Annotated in this window: 18 protein-coding genes, 1 riboswitch and 1 other annotated feature; of the genes, 1 reads left to right on the forward strand and 17 read right to left on the reverse strand. The window is 36.6% G+C overall.

Going from position 1 to position 20078, the window contains the following annotated elements:
- Window positions 1-18 precede the first annotated feature (18 nt).
- The 14 genes from priA to VXN63_RS03155 form a co-directional block, all read right to left on the reverse strand.
- A complete protein-coding gene (gene priA / locus VXN63_RS03090) occupies window positions 19-2436 on the reverse strand; it encodes a primosomal protein N' (protein WP_327756485.1) in 2418 nt (805 codons plus the stop codon).
- 13 nt (window positions 2437-2449) lie between these two features.
- Window positions 2450-3643 (reverse strand): bifunctional phosphopantothenoylcysteine decarboxylase/phosphopantothenate--cysteine ligase CoaBC, encoded by a 1194-nt coding sequence (coaBC, locus tag VXN63_RS03095; protein WP_327756486.1) that lies wholly within the window; start codon window positions 3641-3643, stop codon window positions 2450-2452.
- Window positions 3644-3843: 200 nt separating this feature from the next.
- The gene (rpoZ, locus tag VXN63_RS03100) at window positions 3844-4056 is read right to left on the reverse strand and encodes a DNA-directed RNA polymerase subunit omega (RefSeq protein ID WP_327756487.1); all 213 of its coding nucleotides are present in this window, start codon (window positions 4054-4056) and stop codon (window positions 3844-3846) included.
- A gap of 1 nt (window position 4057) precedes the next feature.
- Window positions 4058-4675 carry a guanylate kinase gene (gmk, locus tag VXN63_RS03105; RefSeq protein ID WP_327756488.1) on the reverse strand — a complete coding sequence of 206 codons (618 nt, stop codon included), beginning with the start codon at window positions 4673-4675 and terminating at the stop codon, window positions 4058-4060.
- Between the two features lie 97 nt (window positions 4676-4772).
- Complete coding sequence (locus tag VXN63_RS03110; RefSeq protein ID WP_327756489.1) at window positions 4773-6125, reverse strand: patatin-like phospholipase family protein; 1353 nt, start codon at window positions 6123-6125, stop codon at window positions 4773-4775.
- Window positions 6126-6250: 125 nt separating this feature from the next.
- Window positions 6251-6880, reverse strand: a complete 630-nt coding sequence (locus VXN63_RS03115) for a V-type ATP synthase subunit D (RefSeq protein WP_225744231.1) — start codon at window positions 6878-6880, stop codon at window positions 6251-6253.
- Between the two features lie 5 nt (window positions 6881-6885).
- Window positions 6886-8262, reverse strand: coding sequence for a V-type ATP synthase subunit B (locus tag VXN63_RS03120; protein ID WP_225744232.1), 1377 nt, complete (start codon window positions 8260-8262; stop codon window positions 6886-6888).
- On the reverse strand, window positions 8255-10039 hold the full coding sequence (locus VXN63_RS03125) for a V-type ATP synthase subunit A (protein WP_327756490.1): 1785 nt from the start codon (window positions 10037-10039) through the stop codon (window positions 8255-8257). Before VXN63_RS03125 ends, VXN63_RS03120 begins: the two co-directional genes overlap by 8 nt.
- A gap of 12 nt (window positions 10040-10051) precedes the next feature.
- Window positions 10052-10363, reverse strand: coding sequence for a V-type ATP synthase subunit F (locus tag VXN63_RS03130; protein ID WP_225744234.1), 312 nt, complete (start codon window positions 10361-10363; stop codon window positions 10052-10054).
- Window positions 10356-11357, reverse strand: coding sequence for a V-type ATP synthase subunit C (locus VXN63_RS03135; RefSeq protein ID WP_327756491.1), 1002 nt, complete (start codon window positions 11355-11357; stop codon window positions 10356-10358). The genes VXN63_RS03130 and VXN63_RS03135 overlap by 8 nt, the downstream gene beginning before the upstream one ends.
- 13 nt (window positions 11358-11370) lie before the next feature.
- Complete coding sequence (locus VXN63_RS03140) at window positions 11371-11952, reverse strand: V-type ATP synthase subunit E family protein (RefSeq protein WP_327756492.1); 582 nt, start codon at window positions 11950-11952, stop codon at window positions 11371-11373.
- Window positions 11953-12044: 92 nt separating this feature from the next.
- On the reverse strand, window positions 12045-12518 hold the full coding sequence (locus VXN63_RS03145) for a V-type ATP synthase subunit K (protein WP_327756493.1): 474 nt from the start codon (window positions 12516-12518) through the stop codon (window positions 12045-12047).
- A 20-nt stretch (window positions 12519-12538) separates the two neighbouring features.
- Window positions 12539-14497: a V-type ATP synthase subunit I gene (locus VXN63_RS03150; RefSeq protein WP_327756494.1), complete on the reverse strand. Its 1959-nt coding sequence runs from the start codon at window positions 14495-14497 to the stop codon at window positions 12539-12541.
- Window positions 14484-14810, reverse strand: a complete 327-nt coding sequence (locus tag VXN63_RS03155) for a hypothetical protein (protein ID WP_327756495.1) — start codon at window positions 14808-14810, stop codon at window positions 14484-14486. The genes VXN63_RS03150 and VXN63_RS03155 overlap by 14 nt, the downstream gene beginning before the upstream one ends.
- Before the next feature lie 40 nt (window positions 14811-14850).
- Window positions 14851-14897: a sequence feature (sodium ion sensor (DUF1646 type); this cis-regulatory element may regulate processes involved in with the transportation of sodium ions), on the reverse strand.
- 472 nt (window positions 14898-15369) lie between these two features.
- On the opposite strand from VXN63_RS03155, the gene VXN63_RS03160 reads away from it, so the two are divergent.
- Window positions 15370-15684, forward strand: a complete 315-nt coding sequence (locus VXN63_RS03160) for a hypothetical protein (protein WP_327756496.1) — start codon at window positions 15370-15372, stop codon at window positions 15682-15684.
- Window positions 15685-15824: 140 nt separating this feature from the next.
- Here VXN63_RS03160 and cls read toward each other — a convergent pair whose 3' ends face one another.
- From cls to VXN63_RS03175, 3 genes are all read right to left on the reverse strand, one after another.
- A complete protein-coding gene (gene cls, locus VXN63_RS03165) occupies window positions 15825-17267 on the reverse strand; it encodes a cardiolipin synthase (RefSeq protein WP_327756497.1) in 1443 nt (480 codons plus the stop codon).
- A 237-nt stretch (window positions 17268-17504) separates the two neighbouring features.
- A complete protein-coding gene (thiT, locus tag VXN63_RS03170; RefSeq protein ID WP_327756498.1) occupies window positions 17505-18074 on the reverse strand; it encodes an energy-coupled thiamine transporter ThiT in 570 nt (189 codons plus the stop codon).
- 88 nt (window positions 18075-18162) lie between these two features.
- Window positions 18163-18270, reverse strand: a riboswitch (TPP riboswitch).
- A 16-nt stretch (window positions 18271-18286) separates the two neighbouring features.
- Window positions 18287-19966 carry a ribonuclease J gene (locus VXN63_RS03175; protein ID WP_327756499.1) on the reverse strand — a complete coding sequence of 560 codons (1680 nt, stop codon included), beginning with the start codon at window positions 19964-19966 and terminating at the stop codon, window positions 18287-18289.
- Window positions 19967-20078 lie beyond the last annotated feature (112 nt).

Genomic DNA, 20078 nt, shown 5'->3' on the forward strand with positions numbered 1-20078 from the left:
CTCCTAATGAATGTTTCTTTAAATGAAGTTCATGGGTTGCGCATCAATTGAAACGAACAGACCTTTGGCCTGATCTTTTTGACTGTTCATCAATAGTTCATGCAATCTTTCAGATAACGCTGCCTCTTTTTTATACTTTATAATGGCTTGAAAATGATAGCGATTATGCGTTCTAGCAATTGATTTAGGTGTTGGTCCCAAGACAATCGCCTTTTCGCTCAGCACCGGTTTTATAAAATGAATGAATTCCCCGATTTTTTTTGCGGCAGTCATTTCATTTTCATGGCTGACAGAGATACTTACTAGAAAATAGTATGGACTATAATCACTGATATGCCTCAACTGCATTTCTCTTTTGTAAAAAGCATTATAGTCATGTCTCTTCGCGTATTGAATGGCATAATGATCTGGATTAAATGACTGTACATAGACTTTCCCTATTTTTTCAGCTCTACCTGCTCGTCCACTGACTTGAGTGAGTAATTGGAAAGTTCTTTCCGCTGATCTAAAATCTGGCAATCCTAGAGATGTATCTGCATTAATTACCCCAACCAGTGTAACATCGGGAAAATCCAGACCTTTTGCAATCATTTGAGTACCAAGCAAAATATCGGCTTTTTTATCGCCAAAATCATTCAATAACCGCTCATGAGCGCCTTTTCTTCTTGTCGTGTCTACATCCATTCTAAGAATTCTAGCATCCGGAAATAGTTCTTGTAATTCTTCTTGGACTTTTTGCGTTCCAGTTCCAAAATAGCGGATACTCTTACTACGACAACTTGGACAGATAGATGGAATACCTTCTTCATGTCCGCAATAATGACATTTCATGGTTTTTGTATCCATATGCAGCGTCTGCGAAATATCACAGTTCGGGCATTCCAACACAAATCCACAATCTCGACACATCACGAATGAAGAGTACCCTCTCCTATTCAACATCAAAACAGCCTGCTCATTTTTCTCTATTCGATCTTTAATAGCTGCCTGTAATTCCATTGAGAAGTTGCTTCGATTCCCTATTTTGGCTTCTTCTCGCATATCAATGACTTTTACTTCTGGTAAAGCTTTCTTATTTGCTCGTTCATTTAATTCCAGTAAAGTATAAACGCCTTTACTTGCTCTTGCGCTAGACTCCAAGGATGGCGTCGCACTTCCTAAAATAACAGGACAGTTGTGGAAATCACCTCGCCAGATTGCAATATCTTTCGCATGGTATCTCGGGTTTTCTTCTTGTTTGTAGCTAGTTTCATGTTCTTCATCAATGATAATCAAGCCAATCTTTTTCAAAGGTGCAAATACACTGGATCTAGCGCCTACAACAACTGATGCTTCTCCATTATTGATTTTGCGCCATTCATCGTACTTTTCACCTTCCGAAAGTCCACTGTGCAGCACAGCTACCTTTTCACCGAATCGACTTTTAAATCTGTATACCATTTGAGGTGTTAATGCAATTTCCGGCACGAGCATCAATGCTCCCAGATCTTGGTCAATAACCTTTGAAATCGTCTGAAGATATACTTCTGTTTTTCCGCTACCCGTTATACCTTTCAACAAAAAAACTTGGTGTTCTTTGCTGTCCAATTTTTTAGATATCTGATCATAGGCTACTTGCTGTTCATCGTTAAGCTTCAAATGATGGCTTTTATCTATAGTAATATCTTTAAAAGGATCTCGATAAACCTCAACATCTTTGATTTCTAGCCAGCCTTTTTTCTGAGCTTCATTGATAGAAGAAAGTGAAATTCCATATTCTTCCTTAATCCCCTTCGTATCGACCCATTCATTTTCTTCCATTGATTGTAAAACATTAATCAAAGCAATTTGCTTTTTAGCATTTTGTCTAAGTGTTTCACGTATTTCTTCCAATTGTTCAAAATTTGATACAGATCTGATTTTCTTAACAGTTTTCTTCGTACGCTTATCCTTAACGTTGTAATTGACTTCTACTTTATCTGCCGCTTTAAGTTCCAACATCTGCTTGACTAAGTTTCGATCAATCACTTCTTCCCAAGACAAGGTATCTTTACCTTTGAATAATTCGAAAAACAACTCTTCATCGATATCATCGACAATAGTGACCGTTTTTTCGTATTTTGCTCTTAGTACTGCAGGAAGCATGGTCTGATAACAACTGATTTGAAAACTATACGTACTTCTAGCCATATATTCGCCAAGTTGAATCAATTCCGGTTTTAAAACTGGCGCAAGATCCATCAACTCATCGATTTCCTTGAGCTTTCCTTCATAATCGCTCGACTCGAATATATTTGTAACGAACCCTTGTACTAATCGAGAACCATTACCAAATGGAACCACTACTCTCATCCCTGGTTCTAAACGCTGTTCGAACGCTTGAGGAATCTTATAGTGAAACGGTCTGTTTGTTTGCAGTACTGGAACATCAACAATCACTTCGGCTACGTAAGGCATTTTGGTCTTCCTTTCATTCTAAACGTTCGATCAGTATTTCAATGATACTTTGAGCAATTTCTGCTTTCTTGGATAATTTGATTGTTACGGGCTGATTAGTGTCTGAATATATTGTGACTTCATTATGATTGGAATTGAATCCTCTGTCTTTTTTACCCACATCGTTTGCTACAATTAAATCTGCATTTTTTTCAGTCAACTTTTTCAAAGCATAAGTTTCAATGTTTTCTGTTTCAGCGGCAAATCCAATTAAAAATTGTTTTGTTTTCTTTTTACCCATTTCTTTTAAAATATCTGGATTTTTTTTCAATTCAATCGTTAACTGATCTTGTTTTTTCATTTTATGTTCTTCAACTTTCAAAGGCGCATAGTCTGAAACAGCAGCCGCCATAATCAGCACATCTATTTCTTGAAACATTTGATTAACGGCTTCATACATTTGTGCAGCAGAATCAATTTGGATTCGATTAATTTGTTTGCGTGATGGCAAATCGCTCACCGTTATCAAGGTCACTTCTGCGCCTGCACTCCATGCGGCTTCTGCAAGCGCATGTCCCATCTTCCCTGACGAGTCATTTGAGATGAAACGAACCGGATCAATTCTTTCCTTCGTTCCCCCCGCAGTGATCAGTACTTTTTTCCCTTTTAATGGCAAGTTTTCTCTGAATTCCATCAAAAATCCTTCTAACGCTTCAATAATCGCATCTGTTTCTGGAAATCTGCCTTTACCACTATAGCCTTCTGCGAGAAAACCTGTTTCAGGCTCCATGACATAATGATGACGATTTCTCAGTGTGTCAATATTCTTTTGCGTCGCTGGATGCTCTAGCATATGTTCATTCATTGCTGGAACTAAAAATATTGGTGATACAGTTGCCAACAATGCTGAAGTCACAAAATTGTCAGCCATTCCATTTGCTAGTTTTGCAATTGTATTGGCTGTAGCAGGTGCAACGATAGAAACATCTGCCCAGTCGGCAAAATGTATATGCTGTACGTAGTGCGGATCTTCTTCTGAAAAGGTATCTATATGAACGGCATGCTTGCTCAATACTTGAAATGTCAATGGGGATACAAATTCTGTTGCTGAAGGGGTCATGGCAACTTGGACGTCAGCGCCCATTTTAATTAATTCTCTCATTAAACTAATAGATTTGTAAACAGCAATTCCACCCGTTACATAAAAGGCTACTTTCAAATCTTTCATGATCTACACATCCTCACTTATCTAATAAGATTATTTTACCAAGAAATAGAACGAAAGTCTTTAAGACCTCCATTTACTCTCAACAATAGATGTAAACTGGCTACTCATAAAAAAACCTCTGCCAGTGTTTATTGCAGATAAGAAGGTTCCTTTTCTACAATAACACAATACCCGCAGAGGTTTTGTTAATTTGTACTCGTTTAGTGTTGGATACTTTCGGGATCTAGAACGATATCTCCAGATTCAATTTCTTCAAGAGCTCTACCTACATTTTTAATAGACTGATAATCGTCTAACAAATCTACATTGTGGCTATGTTGCATTTCTTTAGCTCTTTTAGAAGCAAGTATAACCAATGAATATTTTGAATCGATTTTGTCTAATAATTTATCTTGTGAAGGATATAATAACATATTATTCCATCTCCTCTATAATTTCTGCAAACTCTTTTAAATTGCGTGTAACCTTAAGATGTTCACTTTCAATGATATTTCGAATTTTTCTAGCTGCATTATTAACTGTATCATTTTCTACCACATAATCATAGTACTGAATCAGTTTTAATTCTTCCACCGCTTTTGTCATACGCTTTTGAATCATCTCATGACTATCTGTTCCGCGGTTGACAATACGCGAGTTCAGTTCTTCAAGATCAGGTGGTGATAAGAACACGAAAATACCTTCCGGCATTTTTTCTCTGACTTTCAGTGCTCCTTGTACTTCAATCTCTAGAAAAACATCTCTGCCTTCATCTAGTGTTTTATTGACATATTCTAAAGGTGTCCCATAATAATTACCGACGTATTCTGCATATTCAAGTAATCCGTCTTCTTGAATCAATTGTTCAAATTGTTCTTTCGTACGAAAATAGTAGTCTACCGCTTCTACTTCGCCTGTTCTTTGCATTCTAGTAGTCATTGAAACAGAGTATACAAAATCATTATTATAATTATCAAAAATGGCTTTTCTAACTGTTCCCTTGCCTACTCCTGACGGCCCAGATAGAACAATCAATAATCCTCGATCAGTCATTACTACTTCCTTCCCAAAACATTTCTCTCGTTTGAACCCTTATCCTCAATATTACCACATAATAGGAAATTTTTGGGAATTTTTTTAGTTATTTTATTTAATGACTGAATTTCTCTTCGAGGTAAAGCATATAAAGTGCCAGCATAAAAGGAAATGGTTTGATAGTAGCTACTAATTTGGATAAAATATTTGAAAGATCGCTAGTGGAATTTTTGAGTGTATTGTAGATAAACAAAGTCATTTGACGATCAGATACAAAAGGAACGTTTTCTTTAATCTTTTCTGCCCATTCTTTTCCACTTAAGTGAAATTCGGGTGCAAGCTCACTAAAAGACCCTTCGTTATTTAGAGTCTGCATCCTATCCAAAATTTCTCTCTGAAAAGCTTCAGCTTTATATGCTTCTTCGGGCAATAATCTAAAACACTTTCCAGCCAGTTCCATCATTGCTAATGGAAGTGTCTCGTAAGTGACTTCTTTGTTCCACTTACTTGATATCTCTCCAACCATATTTATCTGATATTCTTCATCTTCAAGAAAGTCTTCTAAACCATCAAAATCTTTTCCTTGCATGATTTTATTTAGAGATTGATAGAAAGCACGGTAATCTTCCTCGATACTGTCTGTTTCAAAAGTATACCAGAATCCTTTAAATCGATTAGAAAGTTTCATTGTTTCTAAGTAACCTAACTCAATATTCAATGAGGTTCTTTTTTTATTAAACAAAAGCAAATCCCCCAACGACCACTGCGTTCGAACCCATTTAGTTGGAACACTATCTACTCTGTGGTCAACGCTAAAAAGACCGGGACCTTGTAAATCTACAACAATCATTTTATCTGGCTTTCTATCTATAACCATCTCATAGGGTATATTGTTTTTATAGCCTCCATCCATATATGCCGTACCATCAATAATGGTTTTTTCCATTGCGGGATACAATGAAGCACTGGCTAACAGGTAATCTTTCAAACGATTTTCAGGTATATCTTTTAAATAGAAGAATTCTATTTCCCCAGTATCATCATTCGTTACTGATAGCCCAAAATCAATGGGAGATTTGCGTATGGCTGATTCATCAGTAATATATTCGCTAATGAGTTCTTTCAAAGGGGCTGAACTCAATCCTTTGGAGCCAATAGCTTTGATAAAGAAGCCGCCTAATGTTCTTTGATAATCATTGAAACTATCAATACTTAAAGGAAATTCATAGTCTAAAATTGATGATCCTTCGATATCTTTCCACATGGTTTCAGCCTCTTCAACATTGCCTTGCAGCATTAAAGCTCCGTTTAAAGCGCCTACTGATGTTCCAGTGATAATATCTGGAACAAAATTTAATTCTTTTAAAGCTTTCCAAACACCAATCTCGAAAGAACCTCTTGCACCCCCACCTCCTAGAACAAGTGCACTTTTTTCATTTTCTTTTAAATCGAAAAAATTTTCAATCAATTGTAGTGCCTCCTAATCAGTCAGATCATTCTTATTCATAGTACAATCTGTTAAGATTTTTGACAACTTTAATCACTTCAAATAAAAAAAGCACCAATACCAAGTATCGGTGCTTTCCATATCCATTAACCCATGTCTTTTACTTTCATCAAACGAGTGATAGAAGCACGTTCTGCTTCATCAAGTTTCATTTGAATAAAGTAAATAGTTTCTTCAAGTTGTGGAATCGTCATGAATTCAAGTGCATTTACACGACGTCTAGTTTTCTCAATTTCATCAGCCATCAATTGACAAGTTTTTTCAATTTCAGCTAACTCTAGCATGTCTGGCATAACTTCAACCAGATATTCAAAGGTCAGATCTAATTCACCATTGGAATTCAGATATCCATAACTTAAGTCTTTTGGATCCCCAGCATTGTCATCATATTGAAAATGCATTTGAGGAACTCGAACACTCATGATATTTTTCTGGTCAATATTTAGATTAACGCTTTGAGTAGGCACTGCCATAAGCTCTTCAATGAAGTTTTCATGAACAAGTGACTTAGCCATCGCAAAAGATTGCATAGCTTTAGATAATTTTTCTTCCACTTCGATACGCAATTCATTGTTTTGACGAATCAACGTAATGAAACGTCTCATCAGTTCATCTTGCTTATCTTTGAGGAGTTTATGTCCTCTAGAAGCTAACGAAAGACGATCTTTAAGGTTTGATAGTTCCATTCGAGTGGGGTTGACATTTAATTTAGCCATTTACCTCACTCTCCTTTTGGTAAATATTTATCCAGCATATCATCCTTGATACGTTTCAGTTCACCACGTGGCAAGACTTTCAGTAAGTCCCATCCTAAATCAAGTGTTTCTTGAATTGAACGGTTTGCATAGTTACCTTGATTTACGTATTCTTTCTCGAATTTGTTCGTAAATTCAACATAACTACGGTCACTTTTAGACAAAGCAGCTTCCCCAAGTACTGCAGATAATTCTTTCGCTTCTTTACCTTGTGCATAAGCAGAGAAAATCTGGTTCATTGTAGCTGAGTGGTCTTCACGTGTCTTACCTTCGCCTGTACCTTTATCTTTCAAACGAGAAAGAGAAGGCAATACATCGATTGGTGGCTGATACCCTTGGTTGAATAGGTCACGAGACAGAATGATTTGTCCTTCTGTGATGTAACCCGTTAAATCGGGAATCGGGTGCGTGATATCTTCTTCGGGCATTGTCAGGATTGGAATCTGAGTAACAGATCCTTTAGATCCTTCCAGACGTCCAGCACGCTCATATAATGTCGCTAAGTTGGTATACAAGTAACCAGGATATCCACGACGACCAGGAACTTCACGTCTAGCGGCAGAGATTTCACGAAGTGCTTCCGCATAGTTTGTCATGTCAGTCATGATAACTAAAACGTGCATATCTTTCTCAAACGCTAAATACTCAGCAGCTGTTAGTGCCATACGAGGTGTTGCGATACGTTCGATCGCAGGATCATCTGCCAAGTTGACGAATAATACTGAACGATCGATTGCGCCGGTTTTCTTGAAATCTTCCATGAAGAATTCAGCTTCTTCAAACGTAATACCAATTGCAGCAAATACAACGGCAAATTTGTCATCAGAGTTTGTAACACTTGCTTGTCTAGCGATTTGAGCCGCAAGCTCTTTGTGTGGTAAACCAGATGCAGAAAACACAGGTAGTTTTTGTCCACGAACCAAAGTGTTCAAATGATCAATCGTTGATATACCTGTTTGAATAAATTCATCTGGATAGTTACGTGCAATCGGGTTGATTGCAATACCATTGATATCTAAACTTTTTTCAGGGATAAGGTCTGGTCCGCCATCATTTACTCGGCCCATTCCGTCAAACGTACGACCAATCATGTCTTCAGATACGTCTAATGATAGAGGTCTACCTAAAAAACGTACTTTAGTATCTTTCAAGTTAATACCAGTTGACCCTTCGAATAATTGAACAACAGCATTCTCACCGTTAATTTCAAGTACTTGTCCACGTCTTCTAGTGCCGTCTTGAAGTTCAATATCAACAAGTTCATCATATTTAACACCTTCAACACCGGTAACGGTCATTAAGGGTCCGACTATTTCGGAAACTGTTTTATACTCTTTAAGCATCTGACTCTACACCACCTTTTTCAATAACCTTTTGAATCGTTTCTTCTGTTTGTTTACGAATATCAGCGAAACGAGAAAGTTCTTCTTCAGGGATAAATTTAGAACGTCCGATTCTTTCACGGATTTCTTCAGTACCCTCATTAATTTCGTCATAATAAGCACCTAAGTCCATTGCACGTAGAGCTTTATCTTGGAAATCGAGAATCGTTTCAATCATTTCAAATTGTTTCTCACGAGAAGTATACGTATCAACATCATCAAACGCATTTTGTTGTAGGAAATCTTCACGAATCATTCGAGCAACAACTAATTTCAGTCTGTCTTTCTCAGATAGAGACTCAACCCCAACTAAACGAACAATTTCTTGAAGTTCTGACTCGTCTTGTAGTAAAGATTTCACTCGTGTAACTTTACCATTCCAGTCAACATTCAGTTTATTACCAACGTATTCATTCATTTCATTTGAATATAATGAATACGAGCTTAACCAGTTGATTGATGGGAAGTGACGTCTTTGTGCAAGTGATGAATCAAGACCCCAGTAAACTTTAGCTACACGTAAAGTATTTTGTGTAACGGGCTCTGAAGTATCTCCACCTGGAGGTGAAACGGCTCCGATAGCTGTGATTGATCCTTCACGTCCTGTAGAACCTAAAGAAACAACTTTACCAGCTCTTTCATAGTATTCAGCTAGACGACTACCTAGATATGCTGGATATCCTTCATCCCCAGGCATCTCTTCTAGACGACCAGACATTTCACGAAGTGCTTCTGCCCAACGAGAAGTTGAATCAGCCATGATTGCGACTGAATAGCCCATATCACGGAAGTATTCAGCGATTGTGATACCTGTATAGATAGAAGCCTCACGTGCCGCAACTGGCATGTTAGAAGTATTCGCAATCAATACTGTTCTCTCCATGATTGATTTTCCAGTATTAGGATCAATCAATTCAGGGAACTCGTTGATAACGTCCGTCATTTCATTACCACGTTCTCCACAACCAACATAAACAACTAAATCTACATCTGCCCATTTAGCGATTTGGTGTTGTACAACTGTTTTTCCGGCACCAAATGGTCCAGGAACTGCAGCTGCTCCACCTTTTGCAACAGGGAATAGTGTATCAATAACACGTTGTCCAGTAATTAATGGTTCAACTGGATTTAATTTACGTTGAATTGGACGACCACGTCGAACGGGCCATTTTTGGATCATTGTGAATTCTTTGTCACCATTTTCAGTTTCAATAACATATAGTGGATCTGTAAGTTTGTACGTTCCACTAGTAATTGATTTAACTGTTCCGCTGATACCATTTGGTACCATGATTCTGTGTTCTAATACACTAGTCTCTTGAACAGTACCTAAAATGTCTCCAGCAACAACTTTAGTTCCTACTTCGGCTGTAGCTGTGAATTCCCATTCTTTATCTCTATTCAGTGGCTTGATTTCCATACCACGTTCCAAGAAGTTACTTTGCGTTTTATCCATAAATTCATCTAATGGTCGTTGAATACCATCAAACATTTGTGCAATCATTCCCGGCGCAAGCTCAACTGACAATGGTTCTCCAGTTGTTTCAACTTTTTCACCAGGTCCAACCATTGAAGTCTCTTCATATACCTGAATAGATGCAACATCTCCTCGCATCTCAATGATTTCACCAATCAATCCTAAATTACCTACTCGGCAAATATCTTGTATATTAGCTGATTCCATATCTTTAGCCGTAACTAAAGGTCCGGAAACACTAACGATTGTTCCGTTACTCAAATTCGTACCCTCCTATAAAATATTTTGACCCACAGCTTTTTCGACGTTTTCTTGGACACGTTTCTTCCCAATGCCGCGTGAACCAGCATGATTCGGGATCAAAATGATGGCAGGTGTTAACTTAGCATCATATCTTCTTATCGTATCTGGGATCAGTTCTGCCAATTGCTCAGTTAAATAAATAACCCCGTATTTCTGGTCTGCGAGTTTATCAATCGTACGTCTGGTCTCTTTTGCTTCTGAAGCAAAATATACATCAAATCCAAGCATTTTAAACGCTAATACAGATTCTCTGTCTCCAACAACACCAATTTTGCTAGGCATAATTTAATCGCATCCTTTCTCTAATTCCATCGGCAGAAACGCCGTTTTCCTTACCAGAAAGTATGAGACGTAGATTTTTGACTTCAGTTTCTTTTGCGTAAATAAAAGCTGCAATCGGTAAAGGACCGAAAGACTTCAATTTAGCATCTTGCATCATTTTCATATAGGCATTATCAATTTCAAAGTCCAGCTTAACTGGTGAAATCTCGTTTGTATCAGAGTCAACAGATGCTTCAATAATTGATTTATACTTAGTATTTTTCAAAGTATTGGCAGCCGTACTCATATCTTTGTTCGCAATATCCACAAGATCAGCCTTTGGAATAGAACCAGAGCTAGACAAAATCGTAACCAAGAAGTTACGTGTTCTGTTTTGTTTCATTGCTCGAGTCAGTGTAGATAAATTCTGAAAATCGATAAAAGTCTCAACCATTTCTGGTATACCTTGCTCACCAGTTTCATCAGCAAGTATACGCATATGACTGAAGAACCGACGATCTAAAATAATATCTATTGACTGAGTATTCTGGTACTCATCGTAGTCCATTTGTACTTCATTTATACTATCCAAGTAAGGTTGAGGAAGAACGTCTGAAGCTCCTGTTCTAACGGCTTGTCTCAATTCAGAGATATCGTAACGTCCGATTGGGATAAACAGGTGATCCAAATCTTGTTCTGTGAACTCCTCTTTGAATAACACTTTTAGATTATGGTATGCATAACGTAAACCGAAAACTTCTACTAGAGCTTTATTCGGTGAGATTTTAAATAACTCATCAAATGTTTGATGTAACTCATTCATTAGCATGGTGTCATAATCTTTATCCTCTTTTATTCGATCAACATCATTTCTATATGGGGTTTCACGTAGTACATTTACAGCGTCTTCAAATGAATCTGCTGCCAGCATACGGTCATAATGTCCCCGATTAAGGAGGTTATTTTCATACACACGAATGAGTACATTACTTGAACCATAAGCGGTATCTTTCAAGTTTTTCTCCTCCTTAAACAAATAATTCTTTAGTTATGATCGGTACAATTTCTGATCTTGCATCTTCAATTAATGCATCGAATAAGAAGTTGTATTCAATACTTTGTATCTGTACTAGCAATCCAGCTTCATTTTTAACCGTCTCGTTTGAAAGAGTCGCTTCAATTGATGAGCCAGTTACACTTTCCAACCATGCTTGGTCGATTAAACCTGCTGTTTTAGAGCCTAGTACAATGGTTACTTTATTTTCTGATTGGAATTGAGAAATAACATCTTTTGTAAATTGTTTGAAATCCGCTTCGTTAATTTGATCTAACTCAACTTTAGCATCTTCCAAAACACGCGAAAGAATCGCTTGTTTAGCAGATAAGACGTCATTTCTTTTTTGAATCTCAAGCGTATTATTACGAATTGTATAGTTTTGTTGTGCATTTTCGTCAATTGTTTGCTTGCGCGCAATTTTATCTTGTTCTGCTTTGGCGCGAGCTGCTTGGACTTCATCCTCAGCGTTTTTGCGTGCTTCTTCAACACGTTGACGAATAGCTACTTTTTCTTTTTCAATAACTTTTTCTGTTAATAATTTTAAATCCGCCATACTGAACCTCCTTAGTATTTCTTCTTTCAGTATAGAGTAAAGATTCCGTTCAATACGATCTTTACTCTATTAAAGAAGTGATTCTATTTTTATTATAAGATGATCATTACTAAGGAAATAACGAATCCTAAGATTGCATAAGTCTCAACCATTGCTGAGTAGATGATACCTTTAGTAGTGTGTTCTGGTTTTTGAGCTAAGATTTGCATAGCTGCTGCAGAAACGCGACCTTGGTTACCACCTGAAGAAAGACATGTAAATGCTACTGGTAATCCAGCCATAAACAGGTACCAACCTTCTGATACTGCTAATTCAGGAGTGATTTGTAGGAAAATCAAGAACCCGATAACGAAACCGTAAAGACCTTGTGTTGCTGGTAGCATTTGTAGTACTAATGCACGACCAAATGATTCTGGTTGTTCTTTTGTTAACGCTGCTGCAGCTTCACCGGCAGTTGCTACCCCGCGTGAAGATCCGATACCTGAAAAGATAACAGCCATAGCTATTCCTAATCCAGCAAAAATTTGACCCATGTTGTCCCCTAAAAGTGTTTGTAAAAATTCCATTATATTATTCCTCCATTAATTTAATTAGTTTCTTTTTTTAACCAAATGTGTTTTTCAAGTGTTTTAAGAGGGGTTAATGGCTTACCGCCACCCTCGAAGAATTTACCGAAAAATTCCACGTATTGTAATCTTGATGAATGGACATATGCACTTAAGAATGATAATGCAATATTCATTCCTTGAAGAGCGATAATCAATACTACACCGATTGTGAATCTGAACAGTGGTGGCAAGAATCCGATAATCAAGTTAAAGGCCATTGCGATATTCGCACTTGCTACACCCAACGCCATTAAACGAGTATAACTAACGACGTCTCCGACGTAACCAGTAACACCGTACAAGTTGTATAATCCCAATCCAAATCCAAGTCCCTTGTTTTTACTAGAGATTGTTGAAACGACAATAATCCCTACAACATTAATCAATGTTAAACCAAGACCAACTTGAGAAACGATTGGTATATTGAAGACCATTGAGCCTAAAACATAAACTACAAGTCCTAGTAGCATCATTGCCCAAGCATAACCATCTACATAACTAGAAGCTCTTTGTCCTTGACGATTTTTGATAATTCCGTTCATAACTAACCCAAAAATCAATTGGACTACACCCAGAGCAACTGATAAAATCATAACTTCGATAACATTATCTTGCAACGAGAGTACATGGAACGGTAACGATATTCCGAAGAAACTTCCGAAAAACAATCCGAATACCATAGTCGGATACGATAGTATATGAAGAAATTTCATAAATCTTCTCGTAGAGCCTTCTACACTGAAAAATTTCAATGCGACGAAAGTAACGAGTCCAAGTAAAACTCCATATCCTAAATCTGCTCCGATCATACCGAAGAAAATCATGAAGAACGGGAACATAAGTGGTGTTGGATCGACTTCATTGTATTTTGGCAAACTGAACATCTCAGTAATCAATTCGAATGGTTTGATCAAGTTGCTATTTTTCAAAACGATTGGAACCTGGTTGAATTCTTCCATTTTCACATCATCTGTCATAACAACAATACTATCTTCTCCAATTTCAGAATGAAGAGTATTTTTCAACAAATCAACTTTTTCTTCTTCAATCCATCCACTAGCAATAAATAGGTGTTCACTATTTAAAACCAAGTCTTTAGCTAAATCTCTTTGTCCGAGATTATAGTAGTATTCTTCTGCTAATTCAAGATCTTTAACAAGTGGTTTCCACTCTTTCATTTCTTTTTTAGCAGCCGATTCTTCTTCACGTAACCCTTTTTGAGCATTTAAATTAGCATATAATGCATCTTCCGGTAACAGGTCATACGTGTATTTTAGTTCTCTGAAACTTAATTCTACAACGAGTTTACTGAAAGCTTCTTCATTATCCTTTGGAACAATGATCATATAAGCAGATTCATCTTGTCTACTATAAATTTCTTCAAAGTATACAGTAGCTAACTCATCTAATCCTTGGGTTAATAAAGGTGCATGTTCATTATCAACTGTTCCGATGTGAACATTCAACAACTTAAGTCCTTTAACTTCTTGAGGAAGGAAATTAAGTCCTCGCCATTTTCTTAAAAATGATTCTTCTTCTTGAAGAGCCTTTTTCTGCTCTTCAATCTGATTCAACTTTTGTTCTCTTGAATTCACTTTGTCGATTAAATCATCCACGTCTACGTTTGAAACATGGCTCTCCAATTCTTCCAAAGAGAAAACATCACGCTTTGTCTTTAATTTTTCAATCGTTCCAGGTTGAGGAACATACTTGTTAACAAAAGTGATTGCGTGCTCAATATCTTGAATTTTTGTTTGAAAATCCGCAGTTTCTTTGTAAGAATCTGTGACTTCAAACTGATCAAGAATTTCTTCTTCTAAAACATCCGATAGTGAAATGACTTCGATACTCTGCATTTCTTGAATAGAACGCAACAATGTTTCTTTGTTCTGTTGCTCGGCCATCAAAGTCAGTTTTTTCATTTTAGCGATTGCCATATCGACGCACTACCTCCTCTGCTATTCGATTGGCTAGAGCATTTTTGTTCTCTTGATAAGCCTGTTCGAACCGCTCTGCTTCTCTACTAGCGGATTCATCCATTTCAGCTTTGTCTTTCTCTAATTTACTACTGTAAATTTGCTCTTGCTCAGACTTGTATTCTGACAACTCTGCTTCAAGTGCTGTTCGAATAGATTCAACTTCTTGGGCTGTTTCTTTTTCGATCTGCTTGATTTCGTTATCAGCATCTTTCCGTAATTGAGAAGCGCGTGCTTCAGCGTCTTTTACATAATTAATTGCCTCACGGTTCATATCGTGCCTCCTTCCGCCAAAAAGGGCGCAACTAACAAGCCTCTTCTCACCCCAGAAGAAATTATCCTTGAAAGCTCACGCCCAACCGCATTAATATTTTATTTCGACTACGAGTAATATGATACCATACGTCTCACGAGATTTCAATTCGATAGCCCTACTATAAATGAAGATTTTTGTTGTAGAATCAAAGATTGTTAGCACTTGCAACTTCATATTCTTTATTTTAAGTTTACTCTAACCAATTGTGGACACTTTAACCTAAGATTCTTAATATCGCGAGTTTTCAATAGTGTTTTCATCACTATGATTTGTATTTTATAGTCCCTATTTTTTATTATGTTATTTAAACTCTAACTCAAAATAAACGTACACATTGAAACAGACAGTCAATGAAATTTTCCGAAGTTAAAAACCATTTAACCTTAACTGTACTTACTTAGTAGAAGGCTTCTTAAGTCGAAATTTAGTTGTCCAAATTGACTTTCTAATTCTTTGTTGACAAACGGAATGCGTGTTCGGTATAATCTATTTAAACAAACGTTCGGGAGATGAGCTCATGGAAAAATTTGCAGTTGAAAAAAATCAAATCCTTCATTACTTCAAAGAAACTTATTTAAATCGTAGTCACTTTGCAGTTCATAAACAAATGCCAGCTTTACAACTAAGACACTTCATCAAACAAGCTGTGCGTAAACAGAAACTGATTACTATACAATTGAATCCATCTGCACACGACTCATCTATATCCGAATGTACTGGAACAGCTTCTTTTTCTCCTTATAGTAGTCAAATCATTTTGAATAGCCATAATAGTAATACTGTTCATTTGATAAACAGTGATCAAATCAGACATATTAGACTAGTTAAGTAAACTCTATAGTTTAAACTTTCGTTTTATTTATTGCTAGTATATTTCTTAACACTAAAAAGTCTTCAGAGGGAGAAACACGTTCCCTTTGAAGACTTTTTCACGTTATTACAAATGAATTTTATACATACTTATTACAAAACCTATAGTATTGGCGAAAACAAACGACTAAATTGCTGCTTGAATAATTCCCATTTAGAATACTGGTTTATGATTTCTCGAGTTAATTCATAAGAAGCTTCCATATCTTTCTCGAAAATAGCTACTTGCTCTTTCGCCAAATGGCGATCGTAAATAAAGGTATTGACTTCAAAGTTCAGCTTAAAACTTCTTATATCAAAGTTGGCTGTACCCACTGATAATATTTCTCCATCTATTACGATTGTCTTTGCATGAATAAATCCAGCATCGTAAATATATACTTTGACGCCTGAGTTAATCATTTCTTCCGCATAGCTAAGAGTAGCACGGTATATGAAAGGATGATCTGGTTTGTTGGGGATCATCAATTTAACATCAATACCAGATAAACTCGCAATTTTTATCGTTTCCATCAACGCTTCATCTGGTATGAAATAGGGTGTCTGGATATAAACGGACTCCTTAGCCATACTAATCATTTTAAGAAAACCTTTTTTAATTGCATGCATTTCAGTATCTGGTCCGCTGGAAACAATTTGTAGATCAGTGGAGCCTATAAAAGATGAAACTGGAAAATAACTTTCTTCATAACTGACTGGATGATGTTTTACAGATGCATTCCAGTCCATCAAAAACCTTGTTTGCAAAGGAAGAACACCGTTTCCGTTGATTCTAAGATGTGTATCTCTCCAGTATCCCATCTTTTCGTAGAGACCCAAATAATCATCTCCGACATTAAAGCCTCCTGTATAACCCACTTTTCCATCGATTACGACTATTTTTCTGTGATTTCTGTAGTTCAGTCTGAAAAATTTAGAACCGAAGAAAGGCTCAGCTTTTCCTCCTAGAGCTTTTAGATGTTCAAAGAAATGAGCGCCTACGACTCTAGCCCCAATCGGATCATATAAAACTTTAACTTCAACCCCATTTTCAGCTCTTTCTTCTAGAGCTTTTAACAATCTTGTACCAATACCATCTGCTTTAAATATATAGTAAGTCACATGAATGTGGTGTTCTGCTTTACCGATGTCTTCTATTAATCTATCGAATTTTTCTTTACCATCTGTGATAATATCCACTTTATTTCCTTTGGTTAAAATAGCTTCATTACTTTCTAAGAAGAGAGAAACTAGTTCCAAGGTAGCATCCATATGCTTCGCTTCCGGAACATCTAGATTTTCGGACTCAATTAACTGTTTTTGCGCTTCAACCAATTGCGTCATACCAATTCTTTTCTGTGATCGAATGTCGAAAATATTTTCTTGAGATATTTTTCGTCCAAGAAATAGGTAAAGAACAATTCCGATCCCGGGTAACATTGTAATGACGAGTAGCCATGCCCATATTGCTGCAATATCTCTTTCTCTTTCTCTGAAAACTGTTATAAATGCTAAAATTGAATTGATAAAAATAAATAACCAGAATATTGTTCTAATAATCTCCATTTTATTCCCCTTATAGTCTTTTATTGACTCCTCTACGAACACCTGACACTAGCCTTCTAGAGTTTTTCTTAATCAGTTTACACTATTCTGCCTTTACCCGTCTACATATATTATCCCTAGAGGGCTCCTAAAGCGAAGTCCCTTTTAAAAGAATACGTTATTTTGTAACAATTGGTTGGTAAAAAACAAAGCAGCCTCTAATAGTAGAGACTGCTTGATGGAAAATATTTTCAAGAATTAATTTTTTGATTTAGGCACAAACATAGATGATGCTCTATCGAATAATAACACCAACACTATAATCGTGACCGCTATTGTTGCCAGCATGCTCGCTCCATTAAATAGCAAAGAAAACGTTATTGGATCAAGCCCCCACACTGCATAGTCTCCAAAAAAGAATACACCAGCTAAAAAATGCCAGAACCAACGTGCAGCCGATCCTATGAATGTCGTGATGATCAAATACTTTTTAGCGCTGCTCAGTGAATTTTCTTTTATATTTTTGATGATGGTTTGGCTAAAGTACCCGGCAAAACCAACACAAGTGAAAGCAAATCCATATTCAATAATAAATTGATAGATATTCAATATATAAGCTGTTCCAGCTACTACATGCAAAATTCCCCATAAAAAGCCCGCAAATAAACCAGGCAACATTCCTCTTCTAATGGCAAAAAATGTCAACGGAATCGTCCCTAATGAAACACTAAAAGATGATCCAATCCCTATGGGTATTAAAGACAAAATCATGGCAATGGCCGCAAATAGTGTCCCTTCAATATAAATTCTTAACTTCTCGTTCTGCATACAAAAACTCCTCCTATAGATACTATGTATACTAGAGGAGGAGTAAATTCTTATCATCATAGCAAAAAAGCACAAAAATACTTTTAGACACTGATTCTAGGTACTCTCCCTACGCACGTACGAACGTACAGGTTCAAAGGGTCTGGACTTTATAGTCCACTCTCAGCCAATTCAATTGGCTCCCCTAGTACAAATAGTTAATTTATCGTGATTTATTTGAATCGACGATTTTGGTTCACTTCCATTATAACAGGTAAGATGATTGGACGTCTACGTGTTTTTTTGAATAAATGATTTCCGAGTTCTTCTCTAATATCTTGCTTGATAGATCCCCAGTCGAAATCATTATGTTCAAGATTTTTGCGTACCACGTCAGTAACGATTTCGTTAGACTCATTAATTAAATCCTGACTTTCTTTAACAAAGACAAACCCTCTTGTTACAATGTGTGGGCCAGAAACGACTTTGCGTTTTTTCCGGTCGATCGTTACAACCGCTACAAAAATACCATCTTCAGATAATAGTCGTCTATCTCTTAAAACAATATTTCCAATGTCTCCAATACCAATTCCATCAATTAACGTATTTTCAGCTGGTACTTGACCAGTCTGATTCATTTTACCATTTTGATAGTTCAAAACATCTCCATTACTTAAAATAAAGATATCTGCGTTATCCATACCTGTTTCGTTTGCTAAATCAGCGTGAGCTGCAAGCATACGATACTCTCCTTGGATTGGTATAAAATACTTCGGTTGAAGTAAATTGATCATCAATTGTAAATCGTTCGGCGTAGCATGACCAGAAGCTTTCATATTATCAGAAATATGCTTAACAGTAGCACCCGCTCTGTAGATCAAGTTTTCTGTTTCAGCAACGGTTACTTCCATTGCAATAGATGGACTTGTAGCAATAAATACAAGATCATTTTCTTTAATGTTAACTTGTCCATGATTGCCTGTTGCCATACGGCTAAGTGTTTTAATTGGTTCACCAGAAGCGCCAGTTTCAAGTACGATAATTTGGTTATCATCAAACTGATCAATTTTATCCACTGAGACGATTAAATTTTCATCAGGAAGTGTCAATTTGTCTAATTCAATCGCTGTTGCGAGAATCGCTTCAAGATTACGTCCTGTTATGAATACTTTTCTTCCAGATGCTTGTGCCGCATTCAGCACTTGTTGAATACGTAAAATATTACTTGCTACTGCAGCAACAATAATTCTACTATTTGAGTCTTGGAAAATATCCAAAACTTCTTCTTGAACTTTTTTCTCAGAAACATTTTCTATCGTACTTTCTGCTTCATTTGAATCACTCAATAACGCAAGTACACCCTCTTTACCGATCTCAGAAATCTGAGAAAAGTCCGTACGGTATCCTTCACTTGCACTCTGATCAAACTTAAAGTTTCCAGTGTAGACAATGTTCCCGTCATCAGTCTTAACAGAAATACCCATAGAGTCAGGTATAGTATGCGTTGTTCTGAAAAATTTCACTAAGTTTCCATGAAAATCAATTTCTGTGTGTTCATCGATTACATGATAATCATCAAAATCGGCACCAAGACTGGATTCATTAACAAATAATTTTGCTAATGCAATGGTTAGTTCTGATCCAAACACAGGTACATTGAAAGATTCAAGGAAGTATGGCAATGCGCCTATAGCATCCTCATGTCCGTGTGATAAAAACACACCTGCAATGCGGTCTTTGTTTTCTAGTAAATAGCTGAAGTCAGGAATAACTGCATCAATACCATACAAGTCGTCTTCTGGATACATTAATCCACAATCCAAGACAAAGATGTCCTCTCCTGATTCAATGACATATAAATTTTTTCCGTTTTCTCTTACTCCTCCAAAAGGAATAATCTTAATATTACTCAAATTTTTCACCTCTAAAAGTTGATTTAACGTATAGTTCAACTTAGTTATTATAGTCTATTTCGCCTATTTTTCTTACGTCCGTTCACTCTACACTGATTTTAGTATAGCATAG

The sequence above is a fragment of the Marinilactibacillus sp. XAAS-LB27 genome (assembly GCF_036039175.1).
Classification (GTDB): Bacteria; Bacillota; Bacilli; order Lactobacillales; family Carnobacteriaceae_A; genus Marinilactibacillus.